We start from the raw sequence: 17,051 nt of genomic DNA, 5'->3' as shown, positions 1-17,051 counted from the left end.
CGGTCACGCCGCCATCCGGCACACACGATTAGCGGCGGCGACCGGTTTTGACCGCTTTTAGCACCACGAATTTATTATTGGTGGCGATGGTCACGCAGTTGCCGAAAATCTTCTTCAGCTTGTGGAAGTAGTCAAGGTGACGGTTAGCCACAATGTACAGCTCACCGTTGATTTTCAGGCAGCGGCGAGCGTGGTGGAACATCTCCCAGGCAATGTTATCCGTCAGCGCGTGCTTCTGGTGGAACGGTGGGTTACACAGCACGGCGTTAAAGCGGAACGGTTCGACGCCCGACAGCGCGTTGTTGATCATAAACTCACAGCGATCCAGCGCTTCAGGCATGTTACTTTCCACGTTCAAGCGGCTTGAAGCCACCGCCATCGGCGATTCATCAACAAATACCACGCTGGCTTCCGGGTTCTTCGCCAGCAGCGTCATACCGATGACGCCGTTACCACAGCCGAGGTCAACAATCTCCCCTTCGAGGTTTTCCGGCAGATGCTCGATAAAAAAGCGTGCGCCGATATCCAGTCCGGTACGGGAGAAGACGTTGGCGTGGTTATGGATAGTCCATTCGGTACCTTCCAGCTTCCAGCTTAGCGTTTGCGAGGCAGCGGCCAGCTCAGGTTTGCTGAACGTACAGTTGATTAAACGGGCTTTTTTCCACGCCAGCGTCGTGGTGGTTGGACCCAATACTTTTTCAAACAGCTCCAGCGTCGAGGTATGCACATCACGCGCTTTTGCCCCGGCGATGATACGCGTTTGCGGCGTTACCACTTCGCGCAGTGCGCGCAGTTGCTGCTCCAGCAGCGCCATGGTTTTTGGCAGCTTAATCAGCACCACGCCCGGCGCCTGCGGATATTCAGCGGTGCTGTCGAGGAATTTGACGCTCGACTCAGCAATATCGTTATGACGCAGGTTCTCGCGTGTGGCAAGCTCGCTGAGATAGGAGTCGCCAATGCTGTACGGCGCATGTTGCGCCAGCGCACAGCCCAGCGCGCCAAAGGTATCATTCAGGATTAGCACCGGGCCGCTAATCTCGGTATCGTCCAGCTGTTGCAGCAGATATTCATCTGCCGCTTCCCACGCCAGCAGCGGGTTAACGTCATCCGTTTCCGGGAAACGTTTAAGTGACAGCGAACGGAAACCGTTGTCTATGTGGCTCATCGGCCCTCCTGAATGGTAAAATTTCGGCGTATCCCTGAAAAGGGTGCGTGAGTATACACTTTTTATGATTGGCATGGGCAAAGATGAACCAACTAACTTATCTCCAGGGCTATCCGGAGAATTTACTTTCTCAGGTGAGAACGCTGATTGCTGAACAGCGTCTGGGCGCAGTGCTGGAGAAGCGCTATCCGGGGACGCATGATTTCGCGACCGACAAAGCGCTCTGGCAATATACTCAGGATCTGAAAAATCAGTTCCTGCGTAATGCCCCGCCGCTGAATAAAGTCATGTATGACAGCAAGATACACGTTCTGAAGAATGCGCTGGGGCTGCATACCGCCGTATCTCGCGTGCAGGGCGGTAAGCTAAAAGCCAAAGCGGAGATCCGCGTTGCCACCGTGTTTCGCAATGCCCCTGAACCTTTTTTACGCATGATCGTCGTTCATGAACTGGCGCATCTGAAAGAAAAAGAGCACGACAAAGCGTTTTACCAGCTGTGCTGTCATATGGAGCCTCAGTATCATCAACTGGAGTTCGATACCCGCCTGTGGTTAACGCAACAATCGTTAAAGCAAACTGCGTAGTCGCGCACTGGCTTTGTCTTCAGAGCATGCTAAATTGACGAAAGGATCCCTTTTCGCAGCCTGAAGGCCATTATGATACGTTTCGCAGTAATTGGCACAAACTGGATCACCCGCCAGTTTGTCGATGCCGCCCATGAAACCGGCAAATATAAGTTGACCGCGGTCTATTCCCGTAGCCTCGAGCAGGCGCAGACCTTCGCCAACGATTACCCCGTCGAGCATCTGTTTACCTCACTGGAAGCGATGGCGCAAAGCGAGGCGATCGACGCCGTCTACATCGCCAGTCCAAACTCCCTGCACTTCCCGCAGACCGAGCTGTTTTTGCGGCACAAAAAGCATGTTATTTGCGAAAAGCCGCTGGCCTCAAACCTGGCGCAAGCCGAAGCCGCTATCGCCTGCGCGCGCGAAAATCAGGTCGTGTTGTTTGAAGCGTTTAAGACCGCCAGCTTGCCTAACTTCCTGCTGTTGCAACAATCTCTACCCAAAGTCGGAAGAATCAGGAAAGCGTTTATTAATTACTGCCAGTACTCCTCGCGTTACCAGCGCTATCTGGACGGTGAAAATCCGAACACGTTTAATCCGGCGTTCTCAAATGGCTCGATCATGGATATCGGTTTTTACTGCCTGGCCTCAGCGGTTGCGCTGTGGGGTGAGCCGCAAAGCGTTCAGGCCAGCGCCAGTCTGCTGGAAAGCGGCGTAGATGCCCACGGCGTGGTGGTGATGAATTACGGTGATTTCAGCGTCACACTCCAGCACTCAAAAGTAAGCGACTCGGTGTTAGCCAGTGAAATTCAGGGTGAGCAGGGATCGCTGGTGATCGAGCATATCTCCGAGTGTCAGAAAGTGTGCTTCGTTCCTCGCGGGGGGAAAACCCAGGATCTGACGACGCCTCAGCACATCAATACTATGCTGTATGAGGCAGAGGCTTTTGCTCATTTGGTTGAATCCGGCGAAGTGGATCACCCCGCACTGGCCGTCAGCCGTATCACCGCCAAACTGCAAACAGAGATTCGCCGCCAGACCGGCGTGATTTTCCCGGCAGACGAAGCGGTATCATCGCTGACAGCGTAAAGGTATGTAAAACGAATGTTGCAGGCCATTGACTGAATGCATGGCCTGTAATATTTTGTAACCCGCAAAGGGGAGTAACTTCGTTGTCGGTTGATCGTCATTACGATGTGTGAAAAACCACATCCGGTCGCCGGGCGATAACAAAGGAATACGCCATCGTATTCCTTTGTTGTTGTAAGTGAGACCTTGCCGAATGGCAAGGTCTATGCATAAAAAGCAGCGGCTAACGTCATTCGGCGTTGGCCGTTTTTTTTATGCATGGGGAAATACAATGAATACTGTCGGCACACCGTTGTTATGGGGTGGCTTCGCTGTCGTGGTGGTAATTATGCTGGCCATCGACCTGCTGTTGCAGGGTCGTCGTGGCGCGCATACGATGTCGATGAAGCAGGCTGCGGCCTGGTCAATCGTTTGGGTAACGCTGTCGTTACTGTTTAACGCCGTCTTCTGGTGGTACCTTGCACAAACCCAAGGCCGCGCCGTTGCCGACCCACAGGCACTGGCGTTCCTTACCGGCTATTTGATCGAAAAATCGCTGGCAGTAGATAACGTCTTTGTCTGGTTGATGCTGTTCAGCTACTTCTCCGTACCGCCTGCGTTGCAGCGTCGGGTACTGGTGTATGGCGTGCTGGGAGCCATTGTTCTGCGTACGATCATGATCTTCGCCGGCAGTTGGCTTATCACCCAATTTGAGTGGCTGTTGTACGTGTTCGGTGCATTCCTGCTGTTTACCGGCGTGAAGATGGCGCTGGCGAAAGAAGATGCTTCCGGTATTGGCGACAGACCGTTAGTACGCTGGCTGCGCGGTCATTTGCGCATGACCGATACCATCGAAGATGAAAAATTCTTCGTGCGTAAAAACGGCCTGCTGTTTGTTACGCCGCTGATGCTGGTGTTGATTCTGGTTGAGCTGAGCGACGTCATTTTTGCCGTCGACAGTATTCCGGCTATCTTTGCCGTCACTACCGACCCGTTCATCGTGTTGACCTCAAACCTGTTTGCTATTTTGGGTCTGCGCGCAATGTACTTCCTGCTGGCGGGCGTGGCGGAGCGTTTCTCCATGCTGAAGTACGGTTTGTCGGTCATTCTGGTGTTTATCGGTATTAAGATGCTGATCGTCGATTTCTACCATATCCCGATCGCTATCTCGTTAGGCGTGGTATTTGGCATTCTGTTTGTGACGCTGATTGTGAACGCCTGGGTCAACCACCAGCACGATAAAAAGCAGCAAATACAGTAAGTTTCATCTGCTAGCTGAAAAGCCCGACAGCACACTGCGTGCGTCGGGCTTTTTGTTTATCATGTCAAAATAATGTTAACTCAAAGTTATAAAATATGATCTCAACGCGAAATCCAGGATATTTCGCTTCCAGAACCCTGTTCTTTCCTTATACTCAGCCATGCAAACATTTGCCCCATCCTGAAAGATGCGTCTACAGAACGCACAAAGGCAGGGCAACAACACAATGAAAGGATTACTACATGACTACGCAACGTTCATCGGGGCTATTCTCGCGCCTGGCGCAAGGGAGCCTGGTTAAACAAATTTTGATCGGTTTGGTTCTGGGGATTTTACTGGCACTGGTGTCAAAACCTGCGGCAGAAGCCGTTGGTTTACTGGGTACTCTGTTCGTCGGCGCGTTAAAAGCCGTCGCGCCAATTCTGGTTCTGATGCTGGTAATGGCTTCTATCGCCAACCACCAGCACGGGCAAAAAACCAATATCCGCCCAATCCTGTTCCTCTACCTGCTCGGAACATTTTCCGCAGCGTTAGCGGCCGTTGTCTTCAGCTTCGCCTTCCCATCGACACTGCATCTTTCCAGCAGCGCCAGCGATATCGTACCGCCGTCCGGCATTATCGAAGTGATGCGTGGCCTGCTAATGAGCATGGTTTCTAACCCAATTGATGCACTGCTTAACGCCAACTACATCGGCATCCTGGTTTGGGCCGTCGGTCTGGGCTTTGCGCTGCGTCACGGTAATGAAACGACCAAAAATTTGGTCAACGATATGTCCAACGCAGTCACCTTTATGGTGAAGCTGGTGATTCGTTTCGCGCCGATCGGTATCTTCGGCCTGGTCTCCTCCACGCTGGCAACCACCGGTTTCGCCACGCTTTGGGGCTACGCACATCTGCTGACCGTGCTGGTAGGCTGTATGCTGCTGGTAGCGTTGGTGGTCAACCCGCTGCTGGTATTCTGGAAAATTCGCCGCAACCCATATCCGTTAGTGCTGGCCTGTCTGCGTGAAAGCGGCGTGTACGCCTTCTTTACCCGCAGCTCCGCGGCAAACATTCCGGTGAATATGGCGCTGTGTGAGAAGCTGAACCTGGATCGTGATACCTATTCGGTGTCTATCCCGCTGGGAGCCACCATCAACATGGCTGGCGCGGCGATCACCATTACCGTGTTGACGCTGGCGGCGGTAAATACGTTGGGTATTCCGGTCGATTTACCGACGGCGCTGTTACTGAGCGTGGTGGCTTCGCTGTGCGCCTGCGGCGCATCGGGCGTGGCGGGCGGTTCTCTGCTGCTGATCCCACTGGCATGTAATATGTTCGGTATCCCGAATGACATCGCCATGCAGGTCGTTGCCGTTGGCTTTATCATCGGCGTATTGCAGGATTCCTGTGAAACGGCGCTGAACTCTTCTACAGACGTCCTGTTTACCGCTGCGGCCTGCCAGGCTGAAGACGAACGTCTGGCAAATAACGCCCTGCGCGGCTAATCTCTGCCCCTCCGTCACCGGACGGAGGGGTTCTCTTCTTGTACGCTTTTTTCAATTTTGAATGGATCAATTCCGCGTTTTTGCATCCGCCGGAAGCGAATAATGTTCAGGCCGTTCATCACCAGAAAACTACCTTCGATCATCGTCCCACCAATCGATCCCAACCAGAAATTATGGATAACCCAACAGGCGGTTGCGCACCACATTACGCAGCGCACGGTCAGCCCCTGGCAGCGAAACAGCGCCCAGGTGCTGGCCAGCGTGCCGATAATCGGCAACAGCTCCATCGCATGCTGTAATTTCGCCAGCCCGAGAACCAGGGTGAGGATAATAAAAACGGTCATTACCCATAGTTTGCGGGTATGCATCGAGACGAGTGTGCGGATGGTGTTTAGCTCTGCACTCATTCCCGCAGGCCAGGCGCCCATCAGAAAAAAATGCACGCCAATGGTGGCGCTGTAGACGGCAAGTTGCAGCCGGAACCGGCGCTCATCTCGATTGAAAAAGGTGGTAATGCCGATCAAAAAGGCGATGACACCTACGCCCTGGGCCAGCCAATACGCGGTCATGGGAGATCCTTGTGAGGAAACGCAAATACAAACGGCGCCCCATATTATGAAACGCCGTTTTTAAAATCCACTCCATTTCGATTACCCAAAAGATTTCGTGCTACCGCAAGGCGGTAAGTTCAGACATCCCCGGGAGCTTACTGGAGTAAGTGACCGGGGTGAATGGACGCAGCCAACGCGGCTGTCACGCGAAAGATGAAGGGTAATTACAATGTTACGCCGCTTTTAAAGATAGCCAGTTCCCGGAAATCGTTGCGCTCGTTGCAGGTTTGCTTGCCATTGGCGAACTCAACGATCGTATCGACAAACTCGCTCAGTAGCTGAGGCATCGCTTTACCATGGATCAGCTGTCCGGCGTCAAAATCGATCCAGTGTTTTTTCTTGGCCGCCAGCTCGCTGTTGGTCGCAATTTTCACCGTCGGCACAAAACCGCCGTACGGCGTACCGCGGCCGGTGCTGAACAGCACCATATGACAGCCCGCGCCCGCGAGGGCACTGGTAGCAACCGCATCGTTACCGGGCGCGCTCAGTAAGTTCAGGCCGTGTGTCTTCAGGCGTTCGCCGTAGCGCAGTACGTCCACCACCTGGCTGGAGCCCGCTTTTTGCGTGCAGCCCAGAGATTTATCTTCCAGCGTGGTGATCCCGCCCGCTTTGTTGCCCGGCGATGGATTCTCGTAAATCGGCTGGTCGTGAGCAATGAAGTACTGCTTAAAGTCATTGACCATGGTCACCAGCTTGCCAAAGGTTTCTTCGTCACGGCAGTGGTCCATCAGCAGCTGCTCGGCACCGAACATTTCCGGTACTTCAGTCAGCACGGTGGTGCCGCCGTTGGCAATCACGTAGTCGGAAAAACGCCCCAGCATCGGGTTGGCGGTAATACCGGACAGGCCGTCAGAGCCGCCGCATTCCAGACCAAACTTCAGCTCGCCCAGCTTACCCGGCTCACGCTTATCGTTACGCATCACGTTGTACAACTGATGGAGATGTTCAATCCCCGCTTCCACTTCGTCTTCCTGATGTTGGCAGACCATAAAGTGAACACGCTCAGGATCGTACTCGCCTAAAGTTTCGCGGAAGGCATCAACCTGGTTGTTTTCACAGCCCAGGCCGACCACCAGCACCGCACCCGCATTCGGGTGGCGCACCATATTTTGCAGCATGGTACGGGTGTTGATGTGGTCGTCACCCAGTTGCGAACAGCCGTAGGTGTGACTGAAAAGATGCACGCCGTCGATACCCTCGGCGTCGTTGGTCTCTTTCAGAAAGCGGTTCTGCATCTGACGCGCCATAGCGTTGACGCAGCCGACCGTCGGCAGGATCCACAGTTCGTTGCGCACGCCGACCTCGCCGTTGGCGCGACGGTAGATCTGTACATCGCGATCGGCGGGTTGAACAAGCTCTGCCTGAAAATCAGGGTGGTAGCTATACGTGTCCAGGTCGCTCAGATTCGTGCGCGTGTTGTGAGCATGAATATGCTCACCCGCCGCCACGTCCACCAACGTATGACCGATTGGCAAACCGTATTTAATGACGTTTTCGCCTTGCGCAATATCGCATAAAGCGAATTTATGGCCACGAGAAACCGCTTGGCGCAGGATTACCGCTTGCCCATCAACGGTGACTTCGGTTCCTTCAGCCAAATCAGCGAGCGCTACCGCGACGTTATCCAGCGTATGGATCTTGATGTATTGCATACCTTCACCCAGGCCTTAGTTCAGTTCAATGGCGAAATAATCACGCGCATTGTTGAAGCAAATATTTCTGACCATTTCACCCAACAGCTGGATATCTGCCGGCGCTTCACCTGCAGCAACCCAACGGCCAATCATCTGGCACAGGATGCGACGGAAGTATTCATGGCGCGTGTATGACAGGAAGCTACGGCTATCGGTCAGCATGCCGACGAAACGGCTCAGCAGACCGAGCTGGGCCAGTTGCGTCATCTGACGTTCCATACCGTCTTTCTGATCGTTGAACCACCAGCCGGAACCGAACTGCATCTTGCCCGGCATACCTTCGCCCTGGAAGTTGCCGATCATGGTGCCCAGCACTTCGTTATCGCGCGGGTTCAGGCAGTAGAGAATGGTTTTCGGCAGCAGGTTCTGTTCGTTCTGCTTGCTCAGCAGTTTGGACAGCTCTTCGGCCATCGGGCGATCGTTGATGGAGTCGAAGCCGACATCTGCGCCCAACAGTTTGAACTGACGCAGGTTGTTATTACGCAGCGCGCCGATGTGGTACTGCTGTACCCATTCACGACGCGCGTATTCCGCACCGAGGAACACCAGCACCGCGGTTTTAAACTGGGCAACTTCATGCTCGCTCAGCGTTTCACCCGCCAGGCGGCGTGCCAGAATGCTATCCAGTTCAGATTCGTTAGATTCAGCAAACAGCACCACGTCCAGCGCGTGGTCAGAGACTTTACAGCCGTGAGCCGCAAAGTGATCCAGACGTTTGGTCAGCGCAGCTTGCAGGTCGCTGAAGCGGCGGATATCCGTGTCAGACACCTCACCGAGCTTCGCCATATAGTCATTAAAGGTCGCCTGCTCAATGTTAAAGGCTTTATCCGGACGCCAGCTCGGCAGCACTTTCACATCAAAGCTTCCGTCTTTAGCAACGGCCGCGTGATGCTCCAGAGAGTCGATCGGGTCATCGGTAGTACCGACCATTTTCACATTCATCTGCTGCATGATGCCGCGTGCGGAGAATTTGTCCTGCGCCAGCAGTTCATTGCACTGGTTCCAGATTTCGTCAGCCGTTGCCGGAGACAGCAGCTTACCTGTAATACCAAACGGGCGACGTAATTCGAGGTGGGTCCAATGGTACAGCGGGTTACCGATTGTGTGCGGAACCGTGGCGGCCCAGGCGTCAAACTTCTCGCGATCGGAGGCATCGCCGGTACACAGGCGCTCAGAGACGCCGTTAGTACGCATCGCACGCCACTTGTAGTGGTCACCCTTCAGCCAGATGTCATACAGGTTATTAAAACGGTAGTTTTCCGCGATTTGTTGCGGTGGCAAATGGCAGTGGTAGTCGAAGATTGGCTGGTCTTTGGCGTAATCATGATACAGACGGCGGGCAAATTCGGTGTCCAACAGGAAATCTTCAGTCATAAACGGGGTCATTATCGTCTTCCTCTCAGCGAGTGCGTCAGATTGCTTATGTTTTGATGTTGACAAAGTTATCACACCAATTTCCATACACTGAAGATATTTTCGTGAGTTAGATCAACAAATGGCGACAAAAAAATTACTCTCAAAGAGGTAAACCTCGCGCCAAGCCGCACCAGCACTGGCTTTGCTGAATCGAAATAATGACCACACGAAGATTCACACTTTTGTGATGGCACTCACCTTTTAAAGCTGTATGACAAGTTATCTTTTTGCCGTCGCGATACATAAGCCGACGGAATGCAAATTACCGATGTATCACCATCGGATTAACCGGTACGGAAACCGAATTAGCACAAATATTGACATGGCAGAGTTCGGGGAGTACCGGCTTTTTTTTCGGTTACCCCCTCGTAAAAGAACATCCTCCTCCCTGAACTGGAAGATGACCGCTCGTTCGCGGACATAACAAAACGATGAGGTTTTACATGCGTAAAATTAAAGGGTTACGTTGGTACATGATCGCACTGGTGACGCTTGGCACCGTGCTGGGTTATCTGACACGTAACACTGTGGCGGCAGCTGCGCCAACTCTGATGGAAGAGTTACACATCTCCACCCAACAGTATTCCTATATCATCGCAGCGTATTCTGCTGCTTACACCGTAATGCAACCCGTTGCCGGCTATGTACTCGATGTGCTCGGCACAAAAATTGGTTACGCGATGTTCGCCGTTCTGTGGGCCGTCTTCTGTGGCGCGACCGCACTGGCTGGTAGCTGGGGTGGACTGGCGCTGGCGCGAGGCGCAGTCGGTGCCGCTGAAGCTGCGATGATCCCTGCGGGTCTGAAAGCCAGTTCTGAATGGTTCCCGGCAAAAGAACGTTCAATCGCCGTGGGTTACTTTAACGTCGGTTCCTCTATCGGCGCGATGATTGCTCCGCCGCTGGTCGTCTGGGCTATCGTCATGCACAGCTGGCAGATGGCATTCATTATTTCTGGTGCCCTGAGCTTCATCTGGGCCATGTGCTGGTTGGTATTTTACAAACACCCACGCGACCAGAAAAAACTGTCTGATGAAGAACGTGATTACATTCTGAATGGTCAGGAATCACAGCATAAAAACAGCACCGCCAAGAAAATGTCTCTCGGTCAGATCCTGCGTAACCGCCAGTTCTGGGGCATCGCGCTGCCGCGTTTCCTGGCAGAGCCGGCCTGGGGTACCTTCAACGCCTGGATCCCGCTGTTCATGTTTAAAGTCTACGGCTTTAACCTGAAAGAGATTGCGATGTTTGCCTGGATGCCGATGCTATTTGCTGACCTGGGTTGTATCGTAGGGGGTTACTTACCGCCGCTGTTCCAGCGCTGGTTCGGCGTTAACCTGATCGTTTCCCGTAAAATGGTCGTCACCATGGGCGCATTGCTGATGATTGGCCCAGGGATGATCGGTCTGTTCACCAGCCCGTACATTGCTATCGCCCTGCTGTGCGTCGGCGGCTTTGCTCACCAGGCGCTGTCCGGTGCGCTGATCACGCTCTCTTCTGACGTATTTGGTCGTAATGAAGTGGCAACCGCGAACGGTCTGACCGGTATGTCCGCCTGGCTTGCAAGTACGCTGTTTGCGCTGGTCGTTGGCGCGCTGGCTGACACCATCGGCTTCAGCCCGCTGTTCGCCGTACTGGCGGTATTCGACCTGCTCGGCGCGTTAGTCATCTGGACGGTATTGCAGAACAAATCGGCCAGCGAGGTAGAGTCAGCTTCGCAAACTGGCGATCCCGCTGCGCAAAGTTAACCAGACACGATTTAACAAGGTTATGTAATGCTAAGCCGCCAGTCATCTGGCGGCTTTTTTATCGCCGCGAGTGGAGCCGGAATCGCAAAAGTGGTATAACAAATAGAGTCTGCCGTATCATGCCTGGAGCGCATATGGAAATCACCGAACCACGACGTTTGTACCAACAACTTGCCGCTGATCTGAAAGAACGCATTGAGCAGGGTGTCTACCTGGTGGGTGACAAACTCCCCGCCGAGCGCTTTATCGCCGATGAAAAAAATGTCAGCCGCACCGTGGTTCGTGAAGCGATTATCATGCTCGAGGTTGAGGGCTATGTTGAAGTGCGTAAAGGATCGGGGATCCACGTCATTTCAAATCAACCCAAACACTATGTCGCGCCAGATGAAAGTCTGGAATTCGCCAGCTACGGTCCGTTTGAGCTGCTCCAGGCTCGCCAGCTCATAGAAAGCAACATTGCTGAGTTTGCCGCCACCCAGGTGACCAAACAGGACATCATGAAACTGATGGAAATTCAGGAGAAGTCGCGTAACGAAAAAAGCTTTCGTGACTCCGAGTGGGATCTCCTGTTCCATGTGCAGGTCGCGCTGGCAACACAGAACTCTGCCCTGGCCGCAATTGTTGAAAAAATGTGGACTCAGCGTATTCACAACCCCTACTGGAAGAAACTGCACGACCACATCGATCTGCGCACGATAGATAACTGGTGCGACGACCATGACCAGATCCTGCGGGCGCTGATTCGCAAAGATCCACACGCCGCCAAACTGGCGATGTGGCAGCATCTTGAGAACACAAAGCAGATGCTGTTTAACGAAACCAGCGATGATTTTGAATTCAACGCAGACCGTTATCTTTTTACCGATAATCCCGTCATTCATCTCGATACGGCAGCTAACGGCGCAAAATAAACAATCTTAACGATGCAGGCGCGACAAAGCGCCTGTTTCTGACGCTTGGTAAGCATTAGGTATAAAGTGTCAGCCTGTGTAAATCCTCTCGCCTCCCTCCATTGCGATAAGCAAAATCACAGGGCAACACCCGTAATTTCTATAACGGACTACGTTGACCTTTGTTACAATTAGTTGTTATTTGAATTTTTGTGTTTGAGAGCTTGCTTACTTCACAACTTTACAGGGAATAGTTCAGGCCGTGAATTTGTGTCAGACCGCGATCCATGTAAAAAACACCAATAAAATTGCGGCGTTACAAACTCCAGAATACCGGCATGACGACAACCGATTCTCCAGGAATATTGAATGGAACTACTGACTCAATTACTGAATGCTTTATGGGCTCAGGATTTTGAAACGCTGGCCAATCCCTCCATGATTGGCATGCTCTATTTCGTACTGTTTACCATTTTGTTTCTGGAAAATGGACTGCTGCCAGCAGCCTTTTTACCTGGCGACAGTCTACTGGTACTGGTCGGCGTACTTATCGCTAAAGGCGCGATGGGTTTTCCGCAAACGGTACTGCTGCTCACCACCGCGGCCAGCCTGGGTTGCTGGCTCAGCTATATCCAGGGGAGATGGCTGGGAAATACCCGCACCGTTCAAAACTGGCTGTCTCATCTACCCGCGCACTACCATCAGCGCGCACATCATCTGTTCCATAAGCATGGCTTGTCTGCCCTGTTGGTCGGTCGCTTTATCGCGTTTGTCAGAACATTACTGCCGACCATCGCAGGATTGTCCGGTCTGAACAATGCGCGCTTTCAGTTTTTTAACTGGATGAGCGGACTGCTTTGGGTTCTGATTCTCACAACGCTTGGCTATCTGCTGGGCAAAACGCCAGTGTTTCTCAAATATGAAGATCAGCTGATGTCTTGTCTGATGCTGCTTCCCGTGGTGTTACTGGTGTTTGGTCTGGCAGGTTCACTGGTTGTGCTTTGGAAAAAGAAATACGGGAACCGAGGGTAAATTATGCTGAAATCATGCATAACACTCCGACGACTGGCCTGGACGACTACTTTTATGCTGTTTATCGGCGCGCTGCTCCTGACCTGGTCGGTCATCCGCCAGCAGGAGTCAACGCTTGCCATTCGTGCTGTAAACCAGGGAGCCACCATGCCTGATGGCTTCTCTATCTGGCATCACCTGGACGCCAACGGCATTCGCTTTAAAAGCATTACTCCGCAAAATGACGCGCTGCTGATCACCTTTGATTCCAGCGCGCAAAGCGCAGCCGCAAAGGTCGTGCTGGACCGAACGTTACCGCACGGTTTCGTTATTGCTCAGCAGGATGATGATAATCAGGCGGTACAGTGGTTATCCCGCTTACGTGATACCCCGCACCGTTTTGGTTAATCTCCAGGAATCTGAATTAGATCACTCACTTTGGTGATTTCATCATTTAGCGCCTATGATTAATAAACTGGGTTTATGACCCATTGCTTTATTATTCTGGAGCATCGGCCAAAGCCACAAGGTCGAATCACAATGGAAGGTTCAAGAATGAAATACCGCATCGCTTTAGCAATTAGTCTTTTCGCTCTCAGTGCCGGCAGTTACGCCTCCCCCCTCTGTCAGGAAAAAGAACAGGATATTCAGCGGGAGATAAGCTATGCCGAAAAGCACAACAATCAAAACCGCATCAATGGTCTGAACAAAGCGCTGAGCGAAGTTCGGGCAAATTGTACTGACAGCAAACTGCGCGCCGACCATCAGAAAAAAATCGCCGAGCAGAAAAATGAGATAGCCGAGCGTCAACGTGATTTGGCCGAGGCGAAGCAAAAAGGCGATGCGGATAAGATAGCCAAGCGCGAACATAAGCTTGCTGAAGCTCAGCAAGAGCTGAAAGAACTCGAGACACGCGATTACTAAGTACGGTAACTAGCCACTCAACTGGAGAAAACTATGTCGAAAGATAATGCTACGGAAAACCTGCGCGCTGAGCTGAAATCTCTTGCGGATACGCTTGAAGAAGTACTTAGCTCCTCTGGCGATAAGTCGAAGGAAGAGATGAGTAAAATTCGCAGTAAAGCCGAACATGCGTTACGCGAGAGCCGCCATCGTCTGAGCGAAACCAGCGATGTGATTGCTAAACAGACCCGTGAGGCCGCGGCAAAAGCCGATAACTACGTACGCGAAAACCCATGGACAGGCGTCGGCATTGGCGCAGCAGTCGGTGTGGTGCTTGGTGTACTGCTGTCGCGCCGTTAATAATGGCAGACTCTCAACACGCACAAGGTCCAGGCAAAGGCGTACTGGGTATTGGACAGCGGATCCTGACGATTCTCGTTGAGATCGTAGAGACGCGGCTGCGGCTGGCCGTCGTTGAGCTGGAAGAGGAAAAAGCCAATCTCATCCAGATCCTGCTGATGCTTGGGCTGACCATGCTGTTCGCGGCGTTTGGTCTGATGAGCCTGATGGTGCTTATCATCTGGGCCATAGACCCGCAGTATCGCCTGAACGCCATGATTGCCACCACCGTTGTGCTGTTGCTTTTAGCGCTTATCGGCGGGCTATGGACGCTGAGTAAAGCGCGTAAAACAACGCTGCTACGCCATACGCGCAATGAACTCGCTAACGACAGGCAGGCCCTGGAGGATGATGCATAATGAGCAGTAAAGTCGAACGTCAACAACGTAAGGCGCAACTGCTTGGACAGATCCAGCAGCAAAGGCTGGATCTGTCGGCCACTCGCCGCGACTGGCTGGAAGCCACCGAAGTTTACGATCGTGGCTGGAAGACGCTGCTGAACCTGCGTGGCTGGGTGTTGGTCGGAAGCAGTATTATGGCGGTTCGCACCATTCGTAACCCGAATCTGCTGGTACGCTGGGCTAAACGCGGCTTTAGCGTGTGGAGCATCTGGCGTCTGGTTAAATCGACCATCAGACAACAGCAACTGCGCGGCTAATCACCTCTTCTCCCCCTAACCTCAAATTTTTTGAAAATTTCTGACAGTTTTCCTTGCTAACAATTGTCATTAGCCGCGTTTATGATTCTCTCCATCGACAGCAACGACGCACTCTGCGACGTCGTTGCACAAAAAAACACAATAAGCCGCCTGAGTGGTTTCCTGGAGAGTATGATGAAGAAATTAGAAGATGTTGGTGTACTGGTAGCGCGCATTCTGATGCCAATCCTGTTTATTACCGCAGGTTGGGGAAAAATCACCGGATATGCGGGTACCCAACAGTACATGGAAGCCATGGGCGTCCCAGGATTTATGTTACCGCTGGTTATCCTGCTTGAGTTTGGCGGCGGTCTGGCCATCCTGTTTGGTTTCCTGACCCGCACTACCGCGCTGTTCACCGCGGGCTTCACGCTGCTGACGGCGTTCCTCTTCCACAGCAATTTTGCGGAAGGTGTGAACTCTCTGATGTTTATGAAAAACCTGACCATCGCAGGCGGCTTCCTGCTGCTGGCTATCACCGGTCCGGGCGCATTCAGCATCGACCGTGTACTGAATAAAAAATGGTAAGCGAGCTATACTAAACGCATCAAAAAGCGAGGAGACATCTCCTCGCTTTTGCTATCTGAGGAGGCGAAAATCATGGGACAACTCATTGACGGCGTATGGCATGATACCTGGTATGACACCAAATCAACCGGGGGAAAATTTCAACGCTCTGCATCAGCTTTCCGTAACTGGCTCACTGCGGATGGCGCACCCGGTCCAACGGGCGAAGGGGGTTTCGCCGCCGAAAAAGACCGCTATCATCTCTACGTTTCTCTGGCCTGTCCGTGGGCGCATCGCACGCTGATCTTGCGTAAACTCAAAGGGCTGGAACCGTTTATTTCCGTTTCCGTTGTGCATCCGCTGATGCTGGAAAACGGCTGGACCTTTGACGATAACTTCCCGGCGGCAACCGGCGATACCCTGTATCAGCACGAATTTCTTTATCAACTCTATTTACACGCCGATCCGCACTACAGCGGTCGGGTGACCGTTCCGGTGTTGTGGGACAAAAAGAACCACACCATTGTCAGCAACGAATCTGCAGATATCATCCGTATGTTTAACACTGCGTTTGATGCGCTGGGCGCGAAAGCCGGGGATTACTATCCACCCGCTCTGCAAACTAAAATCGACGAGCTCAACGGCTGGATTTATGACAACGTCAATAACGGCGTGTATAAAGCCGGATTTGCCACCAGTCAGGAAGCCTACGACGACGCCGTAGAAAAAGTCTTTCAATCTCTGGCGCGACTGGAGCAGATCCTTGGGCAACATCGCTACCTGACCGGGTACCAGTTAACAGAGGCCGATATTCGCCTGTGGACCACGTTGGTGCGCTTTGATCCTGTGTATGTGACGCACTTCAAGTGCGACAAACACCGGATTAGCGACTATCTGAACCTGTACGGTTTCCTGCGCGATATCTACCAGATGCCAGGCATTGCGGAGACCGTTAATTTCGATCACATCCGCAGTCACTACTTCCGTAGCCACAAAACCATTAACCCGACCGGCATTATTTCTGTCGGACCGTGGCAGGACCTCAACGAACCCCACGGGCGTGATGACCGTTTTGCCTGATTTACACGGGTCCCCTTTGGGGGCCAAATAATTAATACAGCAAATATTTACCAGCATTCCATTCACGGCTATTCTTAATTTGATTGCTTTAAAAACAAGTAATTGAATACAGAACGAGGCAAAAATGGATTGGTATTTAAACGTATTAAAGAACTACTTTGGTTTTGGGGGCCGCGCGCGTCGTAAAGAATACTGGATGTTTGTGCTGGTCAACATCATCTTTACGTTCGTGCTGGGCATTCTGGACAGAATGCTTGGCTGGGAACGCGCCGGAGGGGAAGGCATATTAACGACGATTTATGGGGTTCTGGTCTTTATCCCGTGGTGGGCGGTGCAGTTCCGGCGTTTACATGACACCGACCGCTCGGCCTGGTGGCTACTGGTGCTGCTGATCCCGATCGTAGGCTGGTTGGTAATCATCATTTTCAACTGTCAAAATGGGACTCAGGGGAGCAACCGCTTCGGCGCTGACCCCAAACAACTGTCCTGATGTAATACACCATCTTGTCGGCCGGATAAGGTGCATTTGCACCGCATCCGGCGTAACAGCC

19 protein-coding genes are annotated in these 17,051 nt (G+C 52.6%); 15 read left to right on the top strand and 4 right to left on the bottom strand.

Annotated features, from left to right (window positions below; genetic code table 11):
• Window positions 1-28: 28 nt before the first annotated feature.
• The gene (gene rlmG, locus HV314_RS03190) at window positions 29-1,165 is read right to left on the bottom strand and encodes a 23S rRNA (guanine(1835)-N(2))-methyltransferase RlmG (protein WP_181547299.1); all 1,137 of its coding nucleotides are present in this window, start codon (window positions 1,163-1,165) and stop codon (window positions 29-31) included.
• A gap of 83 nt (window positions 1,166-1,248) precedes the next feature.
• Between rlmG and HV314_RS03185 the strand changes: the two genes are divergently transcribed.
• From HV314_RS03185 to sstT, 4 genes are all read left to right on the top strand, one after another.
• Window positions 1,249-1,749 carry a M48 metallopeptidase family protein gene (locus tag HV314_RS03185; protein ID WP_016157533.1) on the top strand — a complete coding sequence of 167 codons (501 nt, stop codon included), beginning with the start codon at window positions 1,249-1,251 and terminating at the stop codon, window positions 1,747-1,749.
• A 72-nt stretch (window positions 1,750-1,821) separates the two neighbouring features.
• Entirely contained in the window at window positions 1,822-2,820 is a 999-nt protein-coding gene (locus HV314_RS03180; RefSeq protein WP_181547297.1) for a Gfo/Idh/MocA family protein, read from the top strand.
• A 271-nt stretch (window positions 2,821-3,091) separates the two neighbouring features.
• On the top strand, window positions 3,092-4,060 hold the full coding sequence (locus HV314_RS03175) for a TerC family protein (protein ID WP_016154611.1): 969 nt from the start codon (window positions 3,092-3,094) through the stop codon (window positions 4,058-4,060).
• Between the two features lie 242 nt (window positions 4,061-4,302).
• On the top strand, window positions 4,303-5,547 hold the full coding sequence (gene sstT / locus HV314_RS03170) for a serine/threonine transporter SstT (protein WP_016154612.1): 1,245 nt from the start codon (window positions 4,303-4,305) through the stop codon (window positions 5,545-5,547).
• Window positions 5,548-5,561: 14 nt separating this feature from the next.
• Here the strand turns inward: sstT and HV314_RS03165 are convergent, their stop codons facing one another.
• The 3 genes from HV314_RS03165 to uxaC form a co-directional block, all read right to left on the bottom strand.
• Window positions 5,562-6,116 (bottom strand): YgjV family protein, encoded by a 555-nt coding sequence (locus HV314_RS03165; RefSeq protein ID WP_016154613.1) that lies wholly within the window; start codon window positions 6,114-6,116, stop codon window positions 5,562-5,564.
• 206 nt (window positions 6,117-6,322) lie between these two features.
• Window positions 6,323-7,810 carry a UxaA family hydrolase gene (locus tag HV314_RS03160; protein WP_016157534.1) on the bottom strand — a complete coding sequence of 496 codons (1,488 nt, stop codon included), beginning with the start codon at window positions 7,808-7,810 and terminating at the stop codon, window positions 6,323-6,325.
• Window positions 7,811-7,825: 15 nt separating this feature from the next.
• Complete coding sequence (gene uxaC, locus HV314_RS03155) at window positions 7,826-9,238, bottom strand: glucuronate isomerase (RefSeq protein WP_181547295.1); 1,413 nt, start codon at window positions 9,236-9,238, stop codon at window positions 7,826-7,828.
• Between the two features lie 473 nt (window positions 9,239-9,711).
• On the opposite strand from uxaC, the gene HV314_RS03150 reads away from it, so the two are divergent.
• From HV314_RS03150 to HV314_RS03100, 11 genes are all read left to right on the top strand, one after another.
• On the top strand, window positions 9,712-11,013 hold the full coding sequence (locus tag HV314_RS03150; protein WP_016154616.1) for an MFS transporter: 1,302 nt from the start codon (window positions 9,712-9,714) through the stop codon (window positions 11,011-11,013).
• 134 nt (window positions 11,014-11,147) lie between these two features.
• Window positions 11,148-11,924, top strand: coding sequence for a transcriptional regulator ExuR (exuR, locus tag HV314_RS03145; RefSeq protein WP_047499647.1), 777 nt, complete (start codon window positions 11,148-11,150; stop codon window positions 11,922-11,924).
• 348 nt (window positions 11,925-12,272) lie between these two features.
• Window positions 12,273-12,935, top strand: a complete 663-nt coding sequence (gene yqjA, locus HV314_RS03140) for a DedA family general envelope maintenance protein YqjA (RefSeq protein WP_003024820.1) — start codon at window positions 12,273-12,275, stop codon at window positions 12,933-12,935.
• A gap of 18 nt (window positions 12,936-12,953) precedes the next feature.
• Window positions 12,954-13,322 carry an EnvZ/OmpR regulon moderator MzrA gene (gene mzrA, locus HV314_RS03135; protein ID WP_029139667.1) on the top strand — a complete coding sequence of 123 codons (369 nt, stop codon included), beginning with the start codon at window positions 12,954-12,956 and terminating at the stop codon, window positions 13,320-13,322.
• A gap of 147 nt (window positions 13,323-13,469) precedes the next feature.
• Window positions 13,470-13,838 (top strand): DUF1090 domain-containing protein, encoded by a 369-nt coding sequence (locus HV314_RS03130; protein WP_181547293.1) that lies wholly within the window; start codon window positions 13,470-13,472, stop codon window positions 13,836-13,838.
• Window positions 13,839-13,871: 33 nt separating this feature from the next.
• The gene (locus HV314_RS03125) at window positions 13,872-14,177 is read left to right on the top strand and encodes a DUF883 family protein (RefSeq protein ID WP_003024832.1); all 306 of its coding nucleotides are present in this window, start codon (window positions 13,872-13,874) and stop codon (window positions 14,175-14,177) included.
• Between the two features lie 2 nt (window positions 14,178-14,179).
• Window positions 14,180-14,575: a phage holin family protein gene (locus HV314_RS03120; RefSeq protein ID WP_016157537.1), complete on the top strand. Its 396-nt coding sequence runs from the start codon at window positions 14,180-14,182 to the stop codon at window positions 14,573-14,575.
• Window positions 14,575-14,874, top strand: a complete 300-nt coding sequence (locus HV314_RS03115; RefSeq protein WP_003024845.1) for a YqjK-like family protein — start codon at window positions 14,575-14,577, stop codon at window positions 14,872-14,874. The genes HV314_RS03120 and HV314_RS03115 overlap by 1 nt, the downstream gene beginning before the upstream one ends.
• 174 nt (window positions 14,875-15,048) lie before the next feature.
• A complete protein-coding gene (locus tag HV314_RS03110; RefSeq protein WP_003024847.1) occupies window positions 15,049-15,441 on the top strand; it encodes a DoxX family protein in 393 nt (130 codons plus the stop codon).
• A gap of 72 nt (window positions 15,442-15,513) precedes the next feature.
• Window positions 15,514-16,500 carry a glutathionyl-hydroquinone reductase YqjG gene (gene yqjG, locus HV314_RS03105; RefSeq protein WP_181547291.1) on the top strand — a complete coding sequence of 329 codons (987 nt, stop codon included), beginning with the start codon at window positions 15,514-15,516 and terminating at the stop codon, window positions 16,498-16,500.
• A 124-nt stretch (window positions 16,501-16,624) separates the two neighbouring features.
• Complete coding sequence (locus HV314_RS03100; RefSeq protein ID WP_016154623.1) at window positions 16,625-16,990, top strand: DUF805 domain-containing protein; 366 nt, start codon at window positions 16,625-16,627, stop codon at window positions 16,988-16,990.
• Window positions 16,991-17,051: the final 61 nt, after the last annotated feature.

The sequence above is a fragment of the Citrobacter sp. RHBSTW-00887 genome, assembly GCF_013728095.1.
GTDB lineage: Bacteria > Pseudomonadota > Gammaproteobacteria > Enterobacterales > Enterobacteriaceae > Citrobacter > Citrobacter braakii.
Note: the sequence above shows the minus strand (reverse complement) of the source record. Positions and strands in the feature narration are given on the sequence as shown.

Excerpts from the sequence above, each read along its gene's own strand:
- HV314_RS03165 (WP_016154613.1), bottom strand. The coding sequence starts at position 6,116 with ATGACCGCGTATTGGCTGGCCCAGGGCGTAGGTGTCATCGCCTTTTTG.
- HV314_RS03180 (WP_181547297.1), top strand. The coding sequence starts at position 1,822 with ATGATACGTTTCGCAGTAATTGGCACAAACTGGATCACCCGCCAGTTT.
- yqjA (WP_003024820.1), top strand. The coding sequence starts at position 12,273 with ATGGAACTACTGACTCAATTACTGAATGCTTTATGGGCTCAGGATTTT.
- HV314_RS03175 (WP_016154611.1), top strand. The coding sequence starts at position 3,092 with ATGAATACTGTCGGCACACCGTTGTTATGGGGTGGCTTCGCTGTCGTG.
- HV314_RS03100 (WP_016154623.1), top strand. The coding sequence starts at position 16,625 with ATGGATTGGTATTTAAACGTATTAAAGAACTACTTTGGTTTTGGGGGC.
- HV314_RS03150 (WP_016154616.1), top strand. The coding sequence starts at position 9,712 with ATGCGTAAAATTAAAGGGTTACGTTGGTACATGATCGCACTGGTGACG.
- exuR (WP_047499647.1), top strand. The coding sequence starts at position 11,148 with ATGGAAATCACCGAACCACGACGTTTGTACCAACAACTTGCCGCTGAT.
- HV314_RS03125 (WP_003024832.1), top strand. The coding sequence starts at position 13,872 with ATGTCGAAAGATAATGCTACGGAAAACCTGCGCGCTGAGCTGAAATCT.
- sstT (WP_016154612.1), top strand. The coding sequence starts at position 4,303 with ATGACTACGCAACGTTCATCGGGGCTATTCTCGCGCCTGGCGCAAGGG.
- HV314_RS03115 (WP_003024845.1), top strand. The coding sequence starts at position 14,575 with ATGAGCAGTAAAGTCGAACGTCAACAACGTAAGGCGCAACTGCTTGGA.
- HV314_RS03130 (WP_181547293.1), top strand. The coding sequence starts at position 13,470 with ATGAAATACCGCATCGCTTTAGCAATTAGTCTTTTCGCTCTCAGTGCC.
- rlmG (WP_181547299.1), bottom strand. The coding sequence starts at position 1,165 with ATGAGCCACATAGACAACGGTTTCCGTTCGCTGTCACTTAAACGTTTC.
- HV314_RS03185 (WP_016157533.1), top strand. The coding sequence starts at position 1,249 with ATGAACCAACTAACTTATCTCCAGGGCTATCCGGAGAATTTACTTTCT.
- yqjG (WP_181547291.1), top strand. The coding sequence starts at position 15,514 with ATGGGACAACTCATTGACGGCGTATGGCATGATACCTGGTATGACACC.
- uxaC (WP_181547295.1), bottom strand. The coding sequence starts at position 9,238 with ATGACCCCGTTTATGACTGAAGATTTCCTGTTGGACACCGAATTTGCC.
- HV314_RS03160 (WP_016157534.1), bottom strand. The coding sequence starts at position 7,810 with ATGCAATACATCAAGATCCATACGCTGGATAACGTCGCGGTAGCGCTC.
- HV314_RS03110 (WP_003024847.1), top strand. The coding sequence starts at position 15,049 with ATGAAGAAATTAGAAGATGTTGGTGTACTGGTAGCGCGCATTCTGATG.
- HV314_RS03120 (WP_016157537.1), top strand. The coding sequence starts at position 14,180 with ATGGCAGACTCTCAACACGCACAAGGTCCAGGCAAAGGCGTACTGGGT.